Raw genomic sequence first — 17,588 nt, 5'->3', positions numbered from 1 at the left:
CCGACTCGTGGGCGATACTGGGATCGAACCAGTGACCTCTCCGGTGTGAACGGAGCGCTCTCCCGCTGAGCTAATCGCCCTCAACGAAGTCAGACTGTACTAGACGGCCGCCCCCAACCGCGAGCAGGGGTCAGCTCAGCCATTCGCGCCCCTTGTCGATCAGGTCGATGTCGAAGCTGAGCTTGACCGAGAAGTAGACGACCACGCTCACGAAGATGAAGGTGGCCAGGCCGACCAGTCCTTTCACCGGCCATGACTGGCGGCCGATCCAGTGCGTCCAGGCCAGGACGTGCTTCTTGGTGAACTCGAGCAGGTGTCTGGCCCACGCGAATTCGATGGCCCAGATGGCCAGGCCGCCGATCACGATGGCCCAGCCGGGGCCGGGGAGCGGGATCGCCACGATGCCGACGGCGACGACGATGGCGCCGAGGACGGCGACCGAGATCTTCAGGGCGAGCTTGCCCGTCGGGTTGGCTCGGATCTTGTCCAGCACACCCGGGCGGGCTTCTTCGTGGTCGGGTTTCGTCGTCATTTCATCCCCCAGTGTCCCGGAGCCCCGTCACTACCCGGGAGGAATGGACGTTACCGGAGTAAGTCAACTGCTGGACCACCCGACGCCGGGCGGAACCGAGTACTTGGGCAGAACAGGACAAGATATCGCTTTACGTCTTGTGCTAATGGGTTTTCGGAACCGTCTTCCCACTACTGGGTGAGATCAGCGTATGGCGGAGCGTAACGACAGGGATCACCTGAGTATGGGAAACGCGGGGTTCACCAGCCTCGCAGCGGTGCCGGGGGGAGTTCGTCCATGAGTACCATTCGTCCAACGACCGTCGAGGTCGAGACCTCGCTGCGGCTCGTAGCGCCTGACGCCACGGCACTGCCCGTGCGCGCCAGTCTGCGGTACGACCCAGCCGACCCTTATGCGGTCCACGTGTTGTTCCACGCAGAATCAGCCGGTGGGGAAGCCGTGAGCTGGTCCTTTGCGCGGGAACTGCTCGTGACCGGGCTCGATGAGCCCGCGGGTATCGGGGACGTCCGGGTGTGGCCGTGGGCCACGCCGCGGGGCGACTTCGTGGCCCTCGCGTTGTCGTCTCCGGACGGCAATGCGCTGTTCGAGGTGCCTCGCAGCGTCCTTGTCCGATTCCTCCGTCGCACCTATGTGGTGGTGCCGCGGGGCCGGGAATCCGAACATCTGGACGTCGATGCGGCGGTGAATCGGTTGCTGGCGGGCCGATAACGAACGAATGCGATGGGGAGCGACTCGCGCGGACACTGCCGGTCCGTACGGGTCGCTTTTCCATATACCGAACTTAACGTCCATAACCGGACATTGGCTACCAGAATTCACGCCCGGCGATGCCCATTCGCTCAAGCTGTGTTTCAACGGGTGCATCGCTGGTCAGAGCCAGTTACCGTCAGCCCGATGTCCATTGCGGCTCCGCGGATCGACTCCGCGACGACGACGTTCCGCCCACCCGGCTGGGCGGGCGTCGGCACGTGCGCTCTGGACGCTGCCTCGGCCCAGCCGCCGATCCGGCTTCCGTATCACGTCCTTTTGCTGGCCACGGCCGGTCACGGCACGGTCGAGGTCGACTTCTTCGGGCACTCGTGCCGGCCCGGCACCCTGCTCTGGATCCGTCCCGGCCAGGCCCTGCGGGTGGGTCGCAACGGGCTGATCGCCTCGGTCGTCACCTTCGACCCGCGTCTGGCCGGCGACGAGGAGTATCTGAGCAGCCGCTGGCAGCTGCGCGGCGAGGACGAGGACGCCGTGATCAGCGAGTTCTCCCAGCTCGCGGTCGACGGTGAACGTCACCGGCCGGGCCCGATCGCGGCCGACCTGCTGCGTCACCAGCTGCGCGTGCTGTTGCTGCGGATAGCGCTGATGGCCTCGGCCGAGCCGTCGGGGCCGGAGAGCCGTACGTATACGCGGTTCCGGGGTCTGCTCGAGGCCGGGCATCCGCACAGCCGCCGGGTCGAGGACTACGCCGAGGAGCTGGGCTGTTCCGTCCGTACGCTGACCCGGGCCTGCCTGTCGGTGACGGGGCGCACGGCCAAGCAGGTGGTCGACGACCGGGTCGCGCTCGAGGCTCGCCGGCTGCTCGCCTGTACGCCGCTGTCGGTGGCCGAGGTGGGCCGTCACCTGGGGTTCCCCGAGCCCACGAACTTCGGCCGCTTCTTCCACCGCGAGGTCGGAATGAGCCCCGGTCACTTCCGGTCTGAGGCGGCCGCCGAGCCGCACGCCGCCATTCCGGCCCAGCGACGATCATCTGACTGAGCGTAATTCCCACAAAACCGTGGGGTATGTGCGACTCTGTGGCGCGGAGAGGGCATGATGAATGGGTGCAGATCTCCGCGCGCGGCGACTACGCGGTCCGGGCCGCCCTCAGCCTGGCGAGGGCCTACCCGGCATTGATGTCCGCCCAAGCCATCGCTCAAGACCAGGAAATGCCCCGCAAGTTCCTCGAGGCGGTGCTGGCCGATCTGCGCCGGGCCGGCGTCGTCCGAGCCCAGCGCGGTGCGGAGGGTGGCTACACATTGTCACAGTCCCCGCGCGATGTGACGATCGGTCAGATCCTGCGCGCGGTCGACGGGCCGCTGGCCGGGGTGCGCGGCCTGCGTCCGGAAGAGACGCGGTACACCGGCGCGGCCGAGAATCTGCCCAATCTGTGGGTCGCTGTCCGGGCTGCCGTACGCGAAGTGGTCGACGAGGTGAATCTGGCCGAGCTGATCAGCGGTCGGATGCCGGCTCACGTCCGCAAGCTGACCACGCGCCCCGACGCGTGGCAGCCGCGCTGACGTTTGCCGATTTGTCCAATCGGGAATCGATCTCTTATCCGACGCACCTTGGGAGGGAGCTCCGATGCCTGTCGTTTTCCGCAAACGCAAGAAGATCGGTCCGCTGGTCCTGAACTTCACCGAGAACGGCTTCTCGTCGTGGAGCCTCAAGATCGGCCGTTGGTCGTGGAACTCGCGCAGCCGCGCGCACCGCTACGACCTGCCCGGCCCGTTCTCGTGGAAGCAGGACAAGAGCCGCTCCTAGGCAACCGATATGACGACGTCCCCGCCGAGCCGTCCGGTCGACGGCCGGCGGGTGACCGTTCCCGCGTCGACGAGCGTGTGCAGCACCCGGGTCGCGTCGGCGGCCCGATAGACCGTCTCGGTCAGCGCGTACGTTCGTAACTCGGTCACCGTCGCCGGGCCCGCCTCGGTCAGGTGAGCCAGCAGTTCGCGCCGCAACGGGCCCGGGTGCGGCGTCAGCGAGATGTCGATCAGGTGCCTTTCCGGGTCGCCCGGGTCGCGATAGCGGACGCCGGCGAACTCGTCGACCGCCCACAGGGCCTCTTTGAAGCCTTCGAGGCTTTTGCCGGCCGTGGTGGCGTAGATCAGCAGTTCGCCTGGATCGTCCGATTCGGCCAGTTCGACCTGGGTGAACAGCGGCCAACCGGCGCGGTAGGGCTCGGCCGACGCGCCCGGCGGCAGCACCAGCAGCATCTCGGCCGGCTTGCCGGCGGTCAGCGCGGCCGTGGTGGCCGGCGCGGGCGGTTCACCCTCGGCGGCGTCGAGAAACCCCAGCACAGGTACGCGTTGAGCCCCGACCGCCTTCAGTCCGACCGGCAGCCGTCCGTCGGTTCCGCCCGAGATCGTGTGGACGGCCAATCCGGTGCCGGCCCCCGACTCGGCCTGGATGGTCTTGAGCCTCGGGTCGATCGCCCCCAGGTCGGCGCCCGTGGCCACCATGATCAGCTCACGGCCGCGGACGAGATCCGACTGTTCGGCCAGCACTCGCATGGCCGCCTCGACCGGGGCGCCGCCGTCGGCATCGGCGTACCCGTGGGCGTAAATCACCCGGCGGGCACGGTGCAGCGCCGCGGGGGCCCAGGCCTCGAGGTGCCTGACCAGCAGTTCCCGCTTGATCGCGGCGATCGATGAGGACGTCATATGCGAGTTCTACATTGTCCGAGAAGCGAGGACTTCGCAACCTTGCACTTGTACCTACAGTGGTCACGTGAGCACTATGGGAAATGTGGCCCCTCCGCAGCTCGCCGAACTGACCGCTCGCGCCCAGACTCTGACGTCTGAGGGCGACCTGGCCGGCGCGCGCCGAGTGCTGGCCAACGTGCTCGATCCGGTCGATGCCGCCGACCCCCGCCACGCCACCGCCGACCTGGCCCTGGCGGCCGCGCTGCACGCCCGCGTCCTCATCGCGCTGGGCGAAGCCCACGGTGCGCGCATGTGGGCCGAGTACGCCCATGTGGCTGAGGAACGACTGCACGGCCCGCACCACGACCGTACGGTGGGAGCGGCCGCGACCCACGCCGCGGTGCTGCACCGGGTCGGCCACTTCGGCCGGGCCGCCCAGGTCTACCGCCAGCTGGTCGGCGACCTCACCGAGATCGACGGCCCCGACTCGCCCCGCGTGCTCGCGGCCGAGGCCGACCTGGCCACCGCCGAACACGCGGCCGGCCACTGCACGGCGGCCCGCTCCCGGCTCACGGCGGCCTGGCGCCGGCACGTCCGCCGCTACGGCGAGGCGTCCGCCCCCGGCATCAAGATGCTGGCCCGCCTGGGCGCCATGGAACGCGAGTGCGGCCGTGACGCCGAGTCCCACGAACACCTGGCCCAGGCGCAAGAGCTGTGCGCGCGGTACCTGCCGTCCGACCACCCGCTGGTCCGCCAGGTCGCTGCGCTGGCGGCCGCCCCGGCCTCGGGCAAGCACGTCTGCGGCCGCGTCGAGCAGTCCGACGGCCCGGGCGTGACCACGGTGGGCGCCCCCGGCGTGCGTACGCTGCCGTTCCCGCGCCGCCCCACGGTGCCCGAGTCGTCCGGCGACCCGGCCCAGCCGCCGCCCGACAACCGCCCCACCGACCCCAACGGCACGGTCTACCAGCAGCCGCTCTACCTGGCCGACGTGCATCAGGAGGCGGGCGACCTGACCGGCCGGCACGAGCGGGCCGACACGCCGCCGCCGGTTCCCGGCCGCCGCGCCCCCGACTACGGTCCCGACGGCCGCCCGCAGCCGGTCGGTTCGGCCCCCGCCAGCACCTACACGCTCCCGCCCAACACCGAGAGACGCCTTCCCGTACGACCGGAGCCCGAGCCCACCGCCCCCGGCCGCCGCCGTCAGCCGTTCCTGCTGGCCGCCGTGCTGGTGGCCGGCGTGGCCGCCGCCGTCGCCGTGGTCGCGCTCACCCTGCCCGACGCGAACGGCGACGAGAACCCGCCCGCCGCCCCGGCCACCACGGCCCCGGTGGCGTCCGGGCCCGCTCCGGCCGCGTCCTCGGCCGCTCCCACCACCAAGCCGCCGAAGGCCGACCCCGGCGCCCCCACCGCCGTCAAGCTGCGCGACAACAGCGACAACGTGGTTCTGCAGTGGACCTACCCGAAGAACTCGGAGGGCCCGATCCTCGTCTCCGGCGGTCGCGCCGGCCAGCCCCAGAAGCCGTTCCAGCAGCTGCCCGCGGGCAGCGCCGACTACGTCGTGTACGGCCTGAACGAGCAGCTGAACTACTGCTTCACCATCTCGGTGGCCTACTCCACGAACAACATCGCCCGCTCGGTCCCGGTCTGCACCAAGCGCTGAGCCCGGCCGTCACGGGTCGAGCTGGAGTCGTACCTGGTCGTCATAGGGCACCACCAGCGTCCGGCTCTCGGTGGTCCAGTGGGCCGGGGTCAGGAACAGCCGGTCGCCCGCGGCCAGCAGCAGGCGCAGCCCGCGGTAGCGATAGCGGAACTCCTTGCCCGGCAGCGGCGCCTCGGTGATCCCAGCCGGCACGTCGATCAACTGCTCCCGCGTGTCCAGCACGACCTCCGGCTCGCCGGGCAGATCCAGTGCGTCCTGGACGGCCCGGCCCGACCCGAACGCGCCGGCGAACCCGTTGGCCGCCCAGAACAGCGCGACCAGCACCAGCCCGGCCACGGTCGCAGCCACGAACCGGCGCAACCGGATCATCCCGGCGCCCTGGTACCACCGCGCGAAGCTCTTCTCGCCGCGGGCCAGCACGGTGCCGGCCGCCCATGCCGCGTACAGGATCAGCACCGGTCCGACGGCGAGCGTCAACGGGCTCGTGAGCGGCCGCTCGGACTGCGACACCCGGAAGATGAGCAGCCCGATGACCCCGCGGGCCAGCAGCAGCAACCCGGCCACCGCGGCGACGCCGGCGAAGCCGAGGGCGGTCCAGGAACGGCCGGCCGCGTGAACCAGACGGCTGATCAGCGCGTGGCAGATCGCGGCCACCAGCACGACCACCAGCGACACCGCGGCCGGAACGTAGATCACCTCGAGGCCGTACAGGATCAGGCTCTGATTGCTCATCTCGGTCAGGTCGAGGTTGACCCCGAAGTACGCGAAGCGGGCCCGGGTGCCGACGTATCCGAAGTAGATGAGCAGCGCGGTGATCGCCGTGGTCGGCGCGATCAGGGCGGCCAGGTCCTTGATCCGCGTGCCCCAGTCCGGCGCCGGGTCCGCGGGTGGCGTGCCGCGGCTCCGGCGGGTCAGGCGGTTCATTCGTCGTCGCTGCAGAGGTGGTCGGAGCCCACCCGGTAGCAGACGTCGCGGCCTTTGTCGGTCCACTCCAGCACGGCGGGACGGCTCGAAGTCGGCGGCGAAGCGCGCAGCACGGGAACGTCGCAGGCCGCGGGTGCTAATGAGGTGCACCGGGCGCGCAAGCCGAGGGTCACCACACCGGGGTAGTTGTCCGGGTCTTCGGTGGTCGCGATGGTCTCGGCGAAGCAGCCGTCGCCGGTCGGCAGCCGCAGGCCCGGCCGGCAGGCCCGGCGGGGTTTGACGTTGTCGTCCCCGGCACACTCGCCGGCCTCGACCCGCAGCCGGCCGGTCACGTTCACGCCGGTCACGGTCACCGTCATGCCCAGTCCGCGGTTGTCGAAGATCGCGCACCACCCGCGCGGGCTGTCGTTGTCGAGGGTGGCCCCGCCGACCTGGATGGCGTGCGTCGGCACCGGCGGAGGCGGCGGGGTCGTCGCGCGGGTGGTCGGCGGAGTGAGTCCCGGAGAGCGCGTCGGTTCGGCGGTGCGGGGCCGGGTGGTGGTGACAGTCGGTCCCGGCGGCGGAGCTGTCTCGGTCCGCGGGGTGTCCGGGTCGTCAGTCACCCGGGCGCGCGTCGGTTCCGGCCCGGAAGACGTGGCCACCAGTTCGGTCGGCAGCGAGGCCGGGTCGCCCGGGGCCGGCGTCGTGGTGGTCGTGGAGGCGGCGGGGCCGGCCACGAACTCGGCCCGTCCGCCGTCGCCGGTCACCAGCCGGGCCAGCCAGATCACGCCCGCGACCAGGAGGACCGCGAGCGCGGCGATGACGGCGACGATACGACGGCGATCCACGGACATGGCCGCTCCCCTCGGGGGTGCTTCCGCCTGCGTACCACAGGCCGGGGCAGGCCGATGTCGGGTGCGCGACGGCCGGCGCCACCATCCGTCGATCGGTGGATCCGCGGGCGCGGCGGTGGAGGCGGGGGAGCGGTACATCGGTCGATTCGGGCCAGGGGTGGACGCCCGAACCTGGAGGCATGACTGTCAAGCGGGGAACTGCCATGGCCGGGCCGGTCGGAGCGCGGGAGCGGGACCTGGCGCCCGACCTGGCGCGGGGGCTCATGCTGGCGCTGATCGCGCTGGCCAACTCGGTCGTCTATCTGTATGCGAGGCCGTACGGGGTGCGGCAGCACATCGTCGAGCCGGGGCTCGTGGACCGGATCGTCAGCGTCGTCACGGTGACCGCCGTCGACGGCCGCGCCTACCCGATGTTCGCGGCCCTTTTCGCGTACGGCGTGGTGCAGATCCTGCAGAGGCAGCGCGCCGCCGGGGCGTCGCTCGCGGACGCCAAGCGACTGCTTCGGCGGCGCAGCTGGTGGCTCGTCGCGTTCGGGTTCGCGCACGCCCTGCTGCTGTTCCCGGGGGACATTCTCGGGCTGTACGGCGTGGCCGGCTTCGTCCTGGTCGCCCTCACGCAGGTGAGCGACCGGAAGCTGCTGATCGCGGCGGGCTGCTGGCTGGTGGTCGTGGCGCTGGTGCAGGGGGCCGCCTACATGGCTCCGCCGTCCGGGCAGCGCTCGTTCTTCTGGTCGTTCGAGACGGCGGATCCGTTGCGTGCCATGGCCTTGCGGCCGCTCGAGTGGCTGATGACGCCGGCCGGGGTGCTCGGCGTGGGCAGCGCGATCCTGGTCGGCACGTGGGCCGCCCGGCGCCGCATCCTGGCCGACCCGGCCTCTTATCGTGCGCTCCTCACGCGTACGGCAATAGTGGGTCTGACGACGGCGATTCTGGGCGGCCTGCCGGCGGGGCTGGCGGTCGGCCACTTCTGGACGCCGTCCACGACCTTCGCGCTGTGGGGGATCTCGGCGCTGCACGCGGTGACCGGTGTCGTCGGCGGTCTGGGCTACGCGGCGCTCATCGGCCTGGTCGCGATCCGGGCCCGGGGCCGGGTGGTGAATGCGCTGGCCGCCACCGGGCAGCGGTCGCTCAGCTGCTACCTGTTCCAGTCGGTGGTCTTCGTGGCGCTGCTCGCGCCGTGGACGCTGGGGCTGGGCGCGACCATCAGCACCTCCGCCGTGGCCCTGCTGGCGCTGGGCACCTGGCTCGTCTCGGTCGTGCTGTCCGACCTGCTGCGGCGGGCTGGGCGGCGGGGGCCGGCCGAGATCGGGTTGCGGAAATTGTCGTACCGGACCGGCAAGATGACTGTGTGACCACGACCGTGGAGGAGCTGCGCCGGGAACACCGGTGGAACCAGGCGTGGGCTTTGCTTCCGTACGGTTTGCTGGTCGTCGCGTGTGGGCTGGCGCTCATCAACGGCAGCGGGCCGCACGTCCTGGCCGTGGTCGCCGGCTTCGCGGTCTGGCACTGGTGGTTCGTCCTGGCCCACCCGCAGTGGCCCGAGCGCCGACCGTGGCTCATGGCGGTCTACTTCGCCGGCGTGCTCGGCTCCACTTATCTGTTCCTGCGGCTCGACGAGGCGTTCCAGCTCTTCGTGCCCGCCTGCTATGTGCTCGCATTCGTCGCTCTGCCCGGGTGGTACGCCTATGGAGGCCTGCTCGCGGCCAACATCCCGCTGCTGGTGGCGTCCGAGGCCAACCTGACCTCGCTCCTGATCAACGTCGCCATCATCACGCCGCTGGCCGGGCTGTTCGGCACGATGATCCGGCTGATGGAACGCGAGGCGATCCGCCGGCGCGAGGTTAACAGCGAGCTGGTCGCCGTGGCGGCCGAGAACGCCCGGCTCAGCCGTCAGGCCGGCGTGGCCGAGGAAAGGGCCCGCCTGGCCCGCGAGATCCACGATACGGTGGCCCAGGGGCTCACCGGCATCGTCACCCAGCTCGAGGCGGTCGGCGACCTGCCGCCCGCGCAGGCCCGGCGGCTCGAGACGGCCCGCACGCTGGCCCGCACCAGCCTCGCCGAGGTGCGCCGCTCGATCGATGCGCTGCGGCCGGGCCCGCTGCAGGACGCGCGTCTGGGCGACGCCGTACGGCTGGCCGTGACCGCCTGGAGCGGGCAGCACGACGTCCCCGCGAGCTTCACCGTGACCGGCACCCCCGTGCCGGCCCATCCCGAGGTCGAGGTGACGGTGCTCCGGGCCGCCCAAGAGGCGCTGGCCAACGTGGGGCGGCACGCGCGGGCCGGCCGGGCCGACGTCACGCTGTCCTACATGGAGGATGTGATCGTGCTGGACGTGCGGGACGACGGCGCCGGGTTCGACGTGCCCGCGGCCGAGGGGTTCGGGCTGGTCGCGCTGCGCCAGCGGGTTGAGGCGCTGGCCGGGTCGGTGGCGATCGAGTCGTCGCCGGGCGCCGGCACCGCCGTCAACGTGACGCTGCCGGCGATCGGGGCGGCGTGATGGCGGCGCTGCGGCTGGTCGTGGTCGACGATCACCCCGTCGTGCGGGACGGGTTGCGGGGCATGCTCGGCACCCAGCCCGACTTCGAACTGGCCGGCGAGGCCGCGACCGGCTCCGAGGCGCTGACCGTGGTCGCGGCGGTGCGGCCCGACGTGGTGCTGACCGACCTGCGCCTGCCCGAGCCGAGCGGCGGCACGCTGATCCGCTTGCTGCTCGAACGCGTGCCCACCGCCCGGGTGCTCGTGCTGACCACCCACGACACCGACTCCGATGTGCTGCCCGCGGTCGAGGCGGGCGCGATCGGCTACCTGCTCAAGGACGCGCCGCGGGAAGAGTTGTTCCGGGCGGTGCGGGCAGCGGCTCGCGGAGAAACCGTGCTGTCGCCGACGGTCGCGGCAGTGCTCCTGGCCCGCGTACGGCCTAAGAAGCTCGCACCGACCACCCAGCTCAGCTCACGCGAACGCGAGATCCTGGCCCTGGTGGCCGAGGGCCGCACCAACCGCGAGACGGCGGCGGCCCTGTTCATCAGCGAGGCCACGGTGAAGACGCATCTGCTGCACATCTACGCCAAGCTCGAGGTGCCCGACCGGGCCTCGGCGGTGTCGGCCGCCCACCGCCGAGGCATCCTCTAGTGCTAGATCAGCGGGATGAGAGTCTTCGCGACCTTCTTGGCGTCCGCCAGGTTCTCAGCGTCGGAGCCACCCCGCGAATAGACGTCGATCTGGACGGTCCCGTAGAGCACGTAGAGGTGGCCGGAGTGCACGAAGGCGTCCTCGCCGACGCCCTCGACCGGCTCGGCCTCGGCCACGGTGACCTCGAAGTCGGCCGGGGTGGTGCGGCTCAGGAAGACCGCCAGCTGGCCGCCCGACTGCTGCCACTGGCAGAAGCGGGTGATGTCGCCGGGGTCGCCGCCGTCCTCGTCGATCTGGGTGACCTCGCGCCCGGTCAGCTCCATGACCTCCTGCTTCGAGAGCAGCGTGCACGGGTCGGGGATGTCGCCCTCGTCCTTCACCGAGCCGAAGCCGGACTCGGCGGTGGGCGAGGGATCCGCCCCGGAGCCGGCCGTGGCGGTGGGCGCCGGCGTCTTCGGTGCGGCGGTCGCCGACTCGAGGAGGCTGCAGCCGGAGGTGAGCGAGACGGCGACGAGGGCGGCCAGGGCGACGAGGCTTCTTCTCATGGGGAGAACTCTGCGGCCCGGGCCCAAAGAAACCCCAAAGGCCTCACCCGAGCAGCGCGGCGACCACCTGGTCGAGGGACATTTCAGCGGACGATCGGTAGGCGCGGGCCACCTCGGCCGGGCTCAGCGCGCCCCGGGCGGCCGCCTCGGCCTGGTCGCGGTCGGCGATCTCGTCCGGCGTGAAGCTGGGTGCGCCCAATTCCGTACGTTCTCGCTCGGCCACCGCCAGCAGCCGGAGCCCACCCTCGGCGTCCCCCTCGAGGATGTCGAGCTGCGCCAGCCCCTCGACCGCGTCCAGCTGTCCCTCGGCGATTCCCAGCTCCGTGTAGACCGCCAGCGCCTCCAGCATCGCCTTGCGGGCCGGAGCGTAGCGGCCGAGACGCCGATCGGTCGTCGACAGGTTGGACAGCGCGGCCGCCTCCCCGCGCCGGTCGTTGAGCGCGCGGAACCCGTCCAGCGCCCGGATGAACAGCGGCTCGGCCTCGTCGAGGCGGCCCATGCAGCGCAGCGTCCCGGCCGTGTTGTTGGACGCGGCGGCGACCATCCGGGCGTCCCCGGCCTGCTCGGCCAGGTCCAGCGCCTCGTGCCCGAAGGCGAGCGAGGCCGGGTAGTCCTCCTGCGCCTGCGCGGTGATCAGCAGGTTGTTCAGCGCGGCGATGGTGCCCGTCCGGTCGTCGAGCGAGCGGAACACGGCCAGCCCCTCCTCGCCCAGCCGCCGGGCCGCCGCCAGGTCGCCCGAGTTGCGGGCCAGCGCGGCCGCCGCCCGCAACGCCCGGGCCCGCAGCGCGGACGGCTCGGCCGAGGCCGCCAGGGCCCGGTCGAGCCAGGTCAGGCCCTCGGCCATGCGCCCCGAGACCCACCAGTACCACCACATGGCGGCGGCGATCCGCAGGCCGTCGGCCGGGTCGCCCTCGCGCAGCGCCCAGTCCATGGCGGCCACGATCGTGTCGTGATCGGCCGCCGTTCCGGCCAGCCACTCGGTGTGCGCGGGACCGTCGACCGGCGGCGGCTCGGCCAGCCGCCGAGTCCAGTAGCCGACCAGGCGTACGAAGGCCTCGGAACGCTCGGCCGGACCGAGCCGCTCGCGGGCGTACTCGCGGATCGTCTCGATCAGCCGGTAGCGGCCGTCCCGCCACTCCACCATGGACCGGTCGACCAGCTGAGTGAGCGGGTCGAGCGGATCGGCCCCGGCCACCTCGGTCGCGGTGGCCAGCTCGAACCCGCCGGCGAAGACCCCGAGCCGCCGGAGAAGTTCCTGCTGCGGTACGTCAAGCAGCTCGTAGCCCCAGTCGATGGCCGCCCGCATGGTCTGGTGCCGGCGCACCGGCGACGTGCCGGTCAGCAGGTCGAGCCGGCGGTCGAGGCGGGACACGATCTCGGACAGCGGCAGCGCGCGCAGCCGGGCCGCGGCCAGCTCGATCGCCAGCGGCAGGCCGTCGAGCCGGCGGCACAGCTCGGCCGCCACCGCCAGCTCGGCCGGGGCCAGCCCGGCGCCACCGCGGGCCGCCGCGACCCGGTCGGCCAGCAGCCGTACGGCGTCGGTCTGATCGGCTGAGCCCGGCTCCGGTGTGGCCAGGCCGCCCAGCGAGAAGATCACCTCACCGCTCAGGCCCAGCTGCTCGCGGCTGGTGGCCACCACGCGTACACCCGGGCATTGCGCCAGCAGGGTGTGGGCCAGCTCGGCCGCCTCGGGCCGGACGTGTTCGCAGTTGTCCAGCACCAGCAGCACCCGGCCCGCGAGCTGGCGCGTCACCGTCTCGAGGACCGGCGTGCCGGGCTCCTCACGGATGCCGGTGGCCGCGGCCAGCCGGGCCGCCAGCGGACCGTCCCGGTGCTCGGCCAGCTCGACCACGTGCACGGCGTCGTGGTCGGCGGCCACCTCACGGGCCAGTTCCTGGCTGAGCCGGGTCTTGCCGGCCCCGCCCGGCCCCACGATGGTGAGCAGGCGGGCCGAGCCGAGCAGGTCGATGGCCCGGTCGAGCTCGGCCCGGCGGCCGATGAACCGGTTGCGCCGGCCGGGCACGCCGGGCGCGGGCCGGTCGAGGGTCGGGTCCTGCCGGCGGACGGCGGCGGCCAGCGCGTCCAGGTCGGGGCCGGGACGGGCGCCCAGACCGGCCAGGGCGGTGGCTGTCCGGTCGTACGCGGAAAGGGCATCACCGGCCCGGCCGGACCGGTAGAGGGCGAGCATGAGCTGCTTGACCAGGCCCTCGGCGGTCGGTTGCTCGGCCGTCCACGCGGCCAGTTCGGTCGCCGCGGCCACATGCTTGCCGTCGGCCAAAGCTTGCTGCGCCCACTGTTGCCGGGCGGCCAGGCGCAGCTCGGTCAGGCGCGCCGCAGCGGCCGCGACGGCTGGTCCGGCCGCCACCCCCTCGTACGCGTCGCCCTGCCACAACGCGAGGTCGCCGCCCTGTTCGAACTCGGCGGCGTCGAAGGTGGCCCCGGCCAGATCGAGCCGATAGCCGCCCGGGGCCGTGCCCACCCGCTCGCCGACGACCTTGCGCAACGCCGACACGTGCATCTGCAGCGTCGCTGTGGCCGTCGAAGGTGCGCCCTCGGGCCACAGCTCGCCCAGCAGCCTCTCGACCGTGACCGGGCGGCCCTTCGCCGCCAGCAGGACGGCCAGCAGCGCCCGGGGCTTCGGGGCCAGGGTGGCCGCCTCGCCGTCGTTCGCCAACACCCGTACCGGCCCCAGAACCTCGAACCGCACCCGCGCCTCTTTGGTGGTTTTTTGGCGGTGCCGGTCAGGCTTCCCGCACAGGTCGGACAGGGAGTGGGGACATGGTAAGCGCAAAATCACTGGGTACGGCGATGCTGACCTCGATCGTGTTGGCGACACTGACCGCGTGCGGCTCCGTCGCCGATGACAACGCCGCCGCGGCCGACGAGGACGCCGGCTTCTCGCTCGGCCCGCAGGTGACCGTCACCTTCGACGTCACCGGAGCCAAGACGCTGAAGGGCAAGCAGACCGCCCTGGCGCCCACGCTCAACGGCACCTTCAACGAAAGCTGCGCCGCCTACGCCAAGGGCAGCACGAAGGACGACAAGACGCTCTACGCGATCGCCGGCCTCTACAACGGCCCGGTCGACGGCAAGAAGGTCACGCTGGAACTCTGGATCGACGACTACACCGGCGCCGGCGACTATCCCAAGGACCAGCTGACGGCCCCCGGCTCGCGCCCCAGCATCGCCATCGACAACAAGGTCTACGGCACCTGGCCCGACTCGACGTCGAGCAAGGTGACCACCGACGCCAAGGGCGGCGGCACCTGGACCTTCAAGAGCCTGGCCACCACCGGCCCCGGCGGCCTCCCCGGCGACGCCCTGAGCGGCACCGTGAAGTGGACCTGCAGCGAAGGCTAGAGCTCGGCGACCAGGATGTCGTACGCGCCGCTGGGCGCCTGCAGGTTGCGCAGGTCGGGCTCGGCCGGCTGCACGTAGCCGAGCCGCAGGTAGAAGTCGCGGGCGACCGGATTGGACTGGTCCACGCCGAGCAGCACCCGGCGGTGGCCGCGGACGCGCAGGCCGGCCTCCGCCGCGCGGAGCAGGGCGGTGCCGACGCCGCGGCGCCGCCGGGCGGGGTCGACGTGCAGGTGCTGGATCATCGGCACGCCGGCCAGGTGGCGGCGCACCTCGGGTTCGGTGGCCAGGTCCCAGTTGAGCAGGACCCCGCCGACCGGGCGACCGTCCTCGAAGGCCAGCAGGATCTCGCCCAGACCCTTGTCCTGCAACGGGTAGCGGTTCAGGAAGAACTCGTGGTGGGCGGGGCCCAGGGAAGCGGCGAGCCCATCGAGGTCGTCGCGGTGGGCGGCGCGGATCTTGACTGCCACCCGCACAGCTAAACCCACGAAAGGCTGCGCCGCGATCCGGGTCTGGTCAGTGGTTGACCATCGAGACGAAGACGGCGCCGACCAGGGCGGCCAGCGAGAGGAAGAGCAGCACGACCACGCCGAGCGAGCTCAGCAGCATGCGGGTCATCTGCCAGACGGCCACCAGTACGGAGCGCGCCCAGCTGAAGGCGAAGCCGAGCAACATGATCGCGACCGCGATCGCGATGGTGCTCATCAGGTCGGTGGGAAGTTCGGGAGTGGTGCCGGCCGCCGCGGCCAAGGGGACGAGTGTCGACATGAGTCTGCCTTCCCTGCAAAGAGCCGGTTCGCGTCTGAGCTTCTTCGGGGCGGGCTGGCTGGAGAGCGGGCGATGGCCGGGCATCGGTTTCGCCCTGTCGGCGCCGGGAGGTTCAGCGCCTCTTGTAGACTCAGCCTAAACTTCAGCACTTCACTGAAGTAGCGTCGGCAACCGTCAATTTCCGGTCTCTTCGCGCGACACGCCAACGCTTCATTCGGCTTCACTCATGCTTTTCCCGGCGTTAAGGTCTATCCTTCAGGCGGAACTTCAGCATGGCACTGAAGCTGACTGAAGGGAACGGCGCCGATGCCCGCTGTGACGCTGGCCGACCGGCTGCGCGAGCTTCGCGGCTCCCTTACGCAGCGGCAGCTCGGGCGTGCGCTGGGGGTGAGCGTCCCGCTGATCTCGTCGTGGGAGCACGGCGTCGTGCCGCCGCCGGAACGCCTGGACGACTACGCGCGCTACTTCGCCTTGGCCGAGCCGGGTTCCACGCTGCCCACCCCCGAGCAGTTGAGTCCGGACGAGCGGCAGACCTACGACGTACTGCGCCGGGGTCTGCACAGGCTGCGCGGCAGCAGCGAGATCGAGCCGGAACTGCCGCACCCGTTGCGGTTCCCGCCCGGCCAGGCGATCACGATCGTCCCGTCGGAACTGCCCTCACACGTACGCGACCAGTTCGGCGACGTTTCCAAGCCGCAGGGTCCCGACTACGTGGACGCGTACAAGTACGCCGACCTCGACGCCCTGATCGAGCTGCTGTCGTTCATCCGGGGCATGAACCCCACCAACCCCACCACCGTCGGCGTCCCGAGTGAACTGTCGACCGACGACCTGACGGCACATCTCATCGCGCTCGGCGGGGTCGACTTCAACGAGGTCACCGAGGCCACCCTGACCGACCTCAGCCACGTGCCGGTGAAGCAGTTGCGCCGGGCGACGTTCCAGGACACGGGTTCGTTCTCGGTCGGCTACGCGGACGGGCGGCGCGTCGAACTCGCCCCCAAGCTGCGGCGTGACCAGCGCGGCACCACTCTTCGGGAGGACGTGGCCCACTATCTGCGCGCGCCAAATCCCTATAATCGTGAGCGAACACTGACATTCTTCAACGGCATGTACAGCCGGGGAAGCTACGGAATCGTCCGGGCCCTGACCGATCCGAAGATCCAGGAGCGGAACGCGGCCTACGTCGACCGTAGATTTCACGGCGCCGACACCTATAGCATCGTCTGCCGCGTGAAGATCGTCGCCAATGAAGTTGTCGTCCCCGACTGGACTGTGGACGACATTCGTCTACACGAGTGGCCGGAGGCCGAGCATGACCGCTCCAGCGGTGCTGCCGCCCACTGACGCGCGGCAGCCCCGGCAACGGGCCACGCACCGGCGGCTCCTCCAGCAGGTCGCCACGGCCGAGGCCGAGGCTCAGGTCGACGCCATCATCGTGCCCGCCGCCCGCCCGGCCGGCAGCCTGAACCACGCGACCCGGCTGGCCGCCGAGCTCGGCTGTCCGCTGCTGGTGCTGTGCAGCCTCGACGCGAAACCGGAAGACGTGCTGGCCCACACGGCCGGGGCCGGGGTCGCGGTGTTCGCCGTCGAGTCGCCGCCGAAGAGCAATGTGCCGGTCCTCGAGACGAAGGGCCTGCTCCCCGAAGACCTCAGGCGCCGGACCGACACGCCCGGCAAGCGGAACTTCGGCCTGGCCCTGGCCTGGATGGCCGGCTGGGAAAGGGTGCTCTTCCTCGACGACGACATCGACATCCGCGACGCCTCCGAAGTGCGCCGGGCGGCCGCGCTGCTCGACGAGTACGAGGTGGTCGGCCTCGACAACGTGGGTTTCCCCGACAACTCGGTAGTGTGCCACGCCCACCGCGACACCGGCGGCGAGCAAGGCACGTTCATCGGCTCCGGCGCGATGCTGTTCCGCCGCAGCCGGGCCACGTCGTTCTTCGCGACCATCTACAACGAGGACTGGTTCTTCCTGCTCGACCCGGACGGGCTGGCCCGCTGCGCGGTCTACGGCACCTTCAGCCAGGCCCGCTTCGACCCGTACGCGGTGAAGAACCGAGCCGCCACCGAAGAGTTCGGCGACTGCCTGGCCGAGGGTTTGTTCTCCCTGCTGGACGACGGCCGCTCGCTGGACGAGGCGGCCACCACCCACTTCTGGGAAGCCTTCCTGGCCGACCGCGGGCAGTTCATCGCCGGCGTCCTGAGCCGGCTCGAGACCACGCCCGGCATCTCGGTGTTCCGCCGCATGCAGATGGCCGAGGCGCTGCACGCCGCCCGGACCAGCCTGCACCAGTTCACCGCGGAGGAATGCGTCGGCTACCTGAAGACCTGGCAGGTCGACCGGCAGATGTGGCGCTCCTGGATCGAGGGCCTGCCGGTGGGCCTGACCATCGACGAGGCGCGGGCCCACCTCACCTCCTGACCGTGGTGTTGCGGCGCGATGCC

19 protein-coding genes and 1 tRNA gene are annotated in these 17,588 nt (G+C 71.3%); 11 read left to right on the top strand and 9 right to left on the bottom strand.

All coding sequences use genetic code 11. The features are described from left to right. Positions 1-8 precede the first annotated feature (8 nt). Together OWR29_RS17470 and OWR29_RS17465 are read right to left on the bottom strand one after the other, a co-directional pair. Positions 9-80, bottom strand: a tRNA-Val gene (locus tag OWR29_RS17470). 50 nt (positions 81-130) lie between these two features. After that, positions 131-532, bottom strand: coding sequence for a TIGR02611 family protein (locus tag OWR29_RS17465; RefSeq protein WP_267563948.1), 402 nt, complete (start codon positions 530-532; stop codon positions 131-133). Between the two features lie 276 nt (positions 533-808). On the opposite strand from OWR29_RS17465, the gene OWR29_RS17460 reads away from it, so the two are divergent. The 4 genes from OWR29_RS17460 to OWR29_RS17445 all read left to right on the top strand — a co-directional run bounded on the left by OWR29_RS17460 (position 809) and on the right by OWR29_RS17445 (position 3,043). Further along, positions 809-1,240, top strand: coding sequence for an SsgA family sporulation/cell division regulator (locus tag OWR29_RS17460; RefSeq protein WP_020514863.1), 432 nt, complete (start codon positions 809-811; stop codon positions 1,238-1,240). Between the two features lie 186 nt (positions 1,241-1,426). Further along, a complete protein-coding gene (locus OWR29_RS17455; protein WP_267563947.1) occupies positions 1,427-2,278 on the top strand; it encodes a helix-turn-helix transcriptional regulator in 852 nt (283 codons plus the stop codon). Between the two features lie 65 nt (positions 2,279-2,343). Beyond that, entirely contained in the window at positions 2,344-2,799 is a 456-nt protein-coding gene (locus OWR29_RS17450; RefSeq protein ID WP_184956002.1) for an RrF2 family transcriptional regulator, read from the top strand. Between the two features lie 64 nt (positions 2,800-2,863). Beyond that, a complete protein-coding gene (locus tag OWR29_RS17445; protein WP_267563946.1) occupies positions 2,864-3,043 on the top strand; it encodes a DUF4236 domain-containing protein in 180 nt (59 codons plus the stop codon). Here OWR29_RS17445 and OWR29_RS17440 read toward each other — a convergent pair. Beyond that, positions 3,040-3,942, bottom strand: coding sequence for a hypothetical protein (locus tag OWR29_RS17440; RefSeq protein WP_267563945.1), 903 nt, complete (start codon positions 3,940-3,942; stop codon positions 3,040-3,042). The two genes, OWR29_RS17445 and OWR29_RS17440, sit on opposite strands and share 4 nt — an antisense overlap. Positions 3,943-4,018: 76 nt before the next feature. On the opposite strand from OWR29_RS17440, the gene OWR29_RS17435 reads away from it, so the two are divergent. Next, positions 4,019-5,584: a tetratricopeptide repeat protein gene (locus tag OWR29_RS17435; RefSeq protein ID WP_267564424.1), complete on the top strand. Its 1,566-nt coding sequence runs from the start codon at positions 4,019-4,021 to the stop codon at positions 5,582-5,584. Positions 5,585-5,593: 9 nt separating this feature from the next. Here the strand turns inward: OWR29_RS17435 and OWR29_RS17430 are convergent, their stop codons facing one another. Together OWR29_RS17430 and OWR29_RS17425 are read right to left on the bottom strand one after the other, a co-directional pair. Next, entirely contained in the window at positions 5,594-6,508 is a 915-nt protein-coding gene (locus OWR29_RS17430) for a hypothetical protein (protein ID WP_267563944.1), read from the bottom strand. Next, complete coding sequence (locus tag OWR29_RS17425; RefSeq protein WP_267563943.1) at positions 6,505-7,341, bottom strand: hypothetical protein; 837 nt, start codon at positions 7,339-7,341, stop codon at positions 6,505-6,507. Before OWR29_RS17425 ends, OWR29_RS17430 begins: the two co-directional genes overlap by 4 nt. A gap of 179 nt (positions 7,342-7,520) precedes the next feature. Here OWR29_RS17425 and OWR29_RS17420 point away from each other — a divergent pair, with 179 nt between their 5' ends. The 3 genes from OWR29_RS17420 to OWR29_RS17410 are packed head-to-tail and all read left to right on the top strand — an operon-like array spanning position 7,521 to position 10,470. Continuing rightward, on the top strand, positions 7,521-8,693 hold the full coding sequence (locus tag OWR29_RS17420) for a DUF418 domain-containing protein (protein ID WP_267563942.1): 1,173 nt from the start codon (positions 7,521-7,523) through the stop codon (positions 8,691-8,693). Beyond that, positions 8,690-9,838: a sensor histidine kinase gene (locus tag OWR29_RS17415; protein ID WP_267563941.1), complete on the top strand. Its 1,149-nt coding sequence runs from the start codon at positions 8,690-8,692 to the stop codon at positions 9,836-9,838. The genes OWR29_RS17420 and OWR29_RS17415 overlap by 4 nt, the downstream gene beginning before the upstream one ends. Beyond that, on the top strand, positions 9,838-10,470 hold the full coding sequence (locus OWR29_RS17410; RefSeq protein WP_267563940.1) for a response regulator: 633 nt from the start codon (positions 9,838-9,840) through the stop codon (positions 10,468-10,470). The genes OWR29_RS17415 and OWR29_RS17410 overlap by 1 nt, the downstream gene beginning before the upstream one ends. Before the next feature lie 2 nt (positions 10,471-10,472). On the opposite strand, the gene OWR29_RS17405 is transcribed toward OWR29_RS17410, so the two are convergent. Both OWR29_RS17405 and OWR29_RS17400 read right to left on the bottom strand, forming a co-directional pair. Further along, positions 10,473-11,015 carry a DUF3558 family protein gene (locus tag OWR29_RS17405; RefSeq protein WP_267563939.1) on the bottom strand — a complete coding sequence of 181 codons (543 nt, stop codon included), beginning with the start codon at positions 11,013-11,015 and terminating at the stop codon, positions 10,473-10,475. Positions 11,016-11,058: 43 nt separating this feature from the next. Continuing rightward, a complete protein-coding gene (locus OWR29_RS17400; protein WP_267563938.1) occupies positions 11,059-13,722 on the bottom strand; it encodes an ATP-binding protein in 2,664 nt (887 codons plus the stop codon). Positions 13,723-13,823: 101 nt separating this feature from the next. Here OWR29_RS17400 and OWR29_RS17395 point away from each other — a divergent pair, with 101 nt between their 5' ends. Beyond that, positions 13,824-14,375 carry a hypothetical protein gene (locus tag OWR29_RS17395; RefSeq protein ID WP_267563937.1) on the top strand — a complete coding sequence of 184 codons (552 nt, stop codon included), beginning with the start codon at positions 13,824-13,826 and terminating at the stop codon, positions 14,373-14,375. Here the strand turns inward: OWR29_RS17395 and OWR29_RS17390 are convergent. Beyond that, complete coding sequence (locus tag OWR29_RS17390) at positions 14,372-14,842, bottom strand: GNAT family N-acetyltransferase (RefSeq protein ID WP_267563936.1); 471 nt, start codon at positions 14,840-14,842, stop codon at positions 14,372-14,374. The genes OWR29_RS17395 and OWR29_RS17390 overlap by 4 nt on opposite strands. Positions 14,843-14,888: 46 nt before the next feature. Beyond that, on the bottom strand, positions 14,889-15,140 hold the full coding sequence (locus OWR29_RS17385) for a hypothetical protein (RefSeq protein WP_267563935.1): 252 nt from the start codon (positions 15,138-15,140) through the stop codon (positions 14,889-14,891). Between the two features lie 306 nt (positions 15,141-15,446). Between OWR29_RS17385 and OWR29_RS17380 the strand changes: the two genes are divergently transcribed. Continuing rightward, entirely contained in the window at positions 15,447-16,487 is a 1,041-nt protein-coding gene (locus tag OWR29_RS17380) for a helix-turn-helix domain-containing protein (protein ID WP_267563934.1), read from the top strand. Beyond that, a complete protein-coding gene (locus OWR29_RS17375; RefSeq protein ID WP_267563933.1) occupies positions 16,456-17,565 on the top strand; it encodes a hypothetical protein in 1,110 nt (369 codons plus the stop codon). Before OWR29_RS17380 ends, OWR29_RS17375 begins: the two co-directional genes overlap by 32 nt. The last annotated feature ends 23 nt before the right edge of the window (positions 17,566-17,588 follow it).

The sequence above is a fragment of the Paractinoplanes pyxinae genome (genome assembly GCF_026626335.1).
Taxonomy (GTDB): Bacteria; Actinomycetota; Actinomycetes; order Mycobacteriales; family Micromonosporaceae; genus Actinoplanes; species Actinoplanes pyxinae.
This window is presented reverse-complemented; position numbering and strand designations above follow the sequence as displayed.

Excerpts from the sequence above, each read along its gene's own strand:
- OWR29_RS17465 (WP_267563948.1), bottom strand. The coding sequence starts at position 532 with ATGACGACGAAACCCGACCACGAAGAAGCCCGCCCGGGTGTGCTGGAC.
- OWR29_RS17460 (WP_020514863.1), top strand. The coding sequence starts at position 809 with ATGAGTACCATTCGTCCAACGACCGTCGAGGTCGAGACCTCGCTGCGG.
- OWR29_RS17455 (WP_267563947.1), top strand. The coding sequence starts at position 1,427 with ATGTCCATTGCGGCTCCGCGGATCGACTCCGCGACGACGACGTTCCGC.
- OWR29_RS17445 (WP_267563946.1), top strand. The coding sequence starts at position 2,864 with ATGCCTGTCGTTTTCCGCAAACGCAAGAAGATCGGTCCGCTGGTCCTG.
- OWR29_RS17440 (WP_267563945.1), bottom strand. The coding sequence starts at position 3,942 with ATGACGTCCTCATCGATCGCCGCGATCAAGCGGGAACTGCTGGTCAGG.
- OWR29_RS17435 (WP_267564424.1), top strand. The coding sequence starts at position 4,019 with ATGGGAAATGTGGCCCCTCCGCAGCTCGCCGAACTGACCGCTCGCGCC.
- OWR29_RS17430 (WP_267563944.1), bottom strand. The coding sequence starts at position 6,508 with ATGAACCGCCTGACCCGCCGGAGCCGCGGCACGCCACCCGCGGACCCG.
- OWR29_RS17425 (WP_267563943.1), bottom strand. The coding sequence starts at position 7,341 with ATGTCCGTGGATCGCCGTCGTATCGTCGCCGTCATCGCCGCGCTCGCG.
- OWR29_RS17420 (WP_267563942.1), top strand. The coding sequence starts at position 7,521 with ATGACTGTCAAGCGGGGAACTGCCATGGCCGGGCCGGTCGGAGCGCGG.
- OWR29_RS17410 (WP_267563940.1), top strand. The coding sequence starts at position 9,838 with ATGGCGGCGCTGCGGCTGGTCGTGGTCGACGATCACCCCGTCGTGCGG.
- OWR29_RS17405 (WP_267563939.1), bottom strand. The coding sequence starts at position 11,015 with ATGAGAAGAAGCCTCGTCGCCCTGGCCGCCCTCGTCGCCGTCTCGCTC.
- OWR29_RS17395 (WP_267563937.1), top strand. The coding sequence starts at position 13,824 with ATGCTGACCTCGATCGTGTTGGCGACACTGACCGCGTGCGGCTCCGTC.
- OWR29_RS17385 (WP_267563935.1), bottom strand. The coding sequence starts at position 15,140 with ATGTCGACACTCGTCCCCTTGGCCGCGGCGGCCGGCACCACTCCCGAA.
- OWR29_RS17380 (WP_267563934.1), top strand. The coding sequence starts at position 15,447 with ATGCCCGCTGTGACGCTGGCCGACCGGCTGCGCGAGCTTCGCGGCTCC.
- OWR29_RS17375 (WP_267563933.1), top strand. The coding sequence starts at position 16,456 with ATGACCGCTCCAGCGGTGCTGCCGCCCACTGACGCGCGGCAGCCCCGG.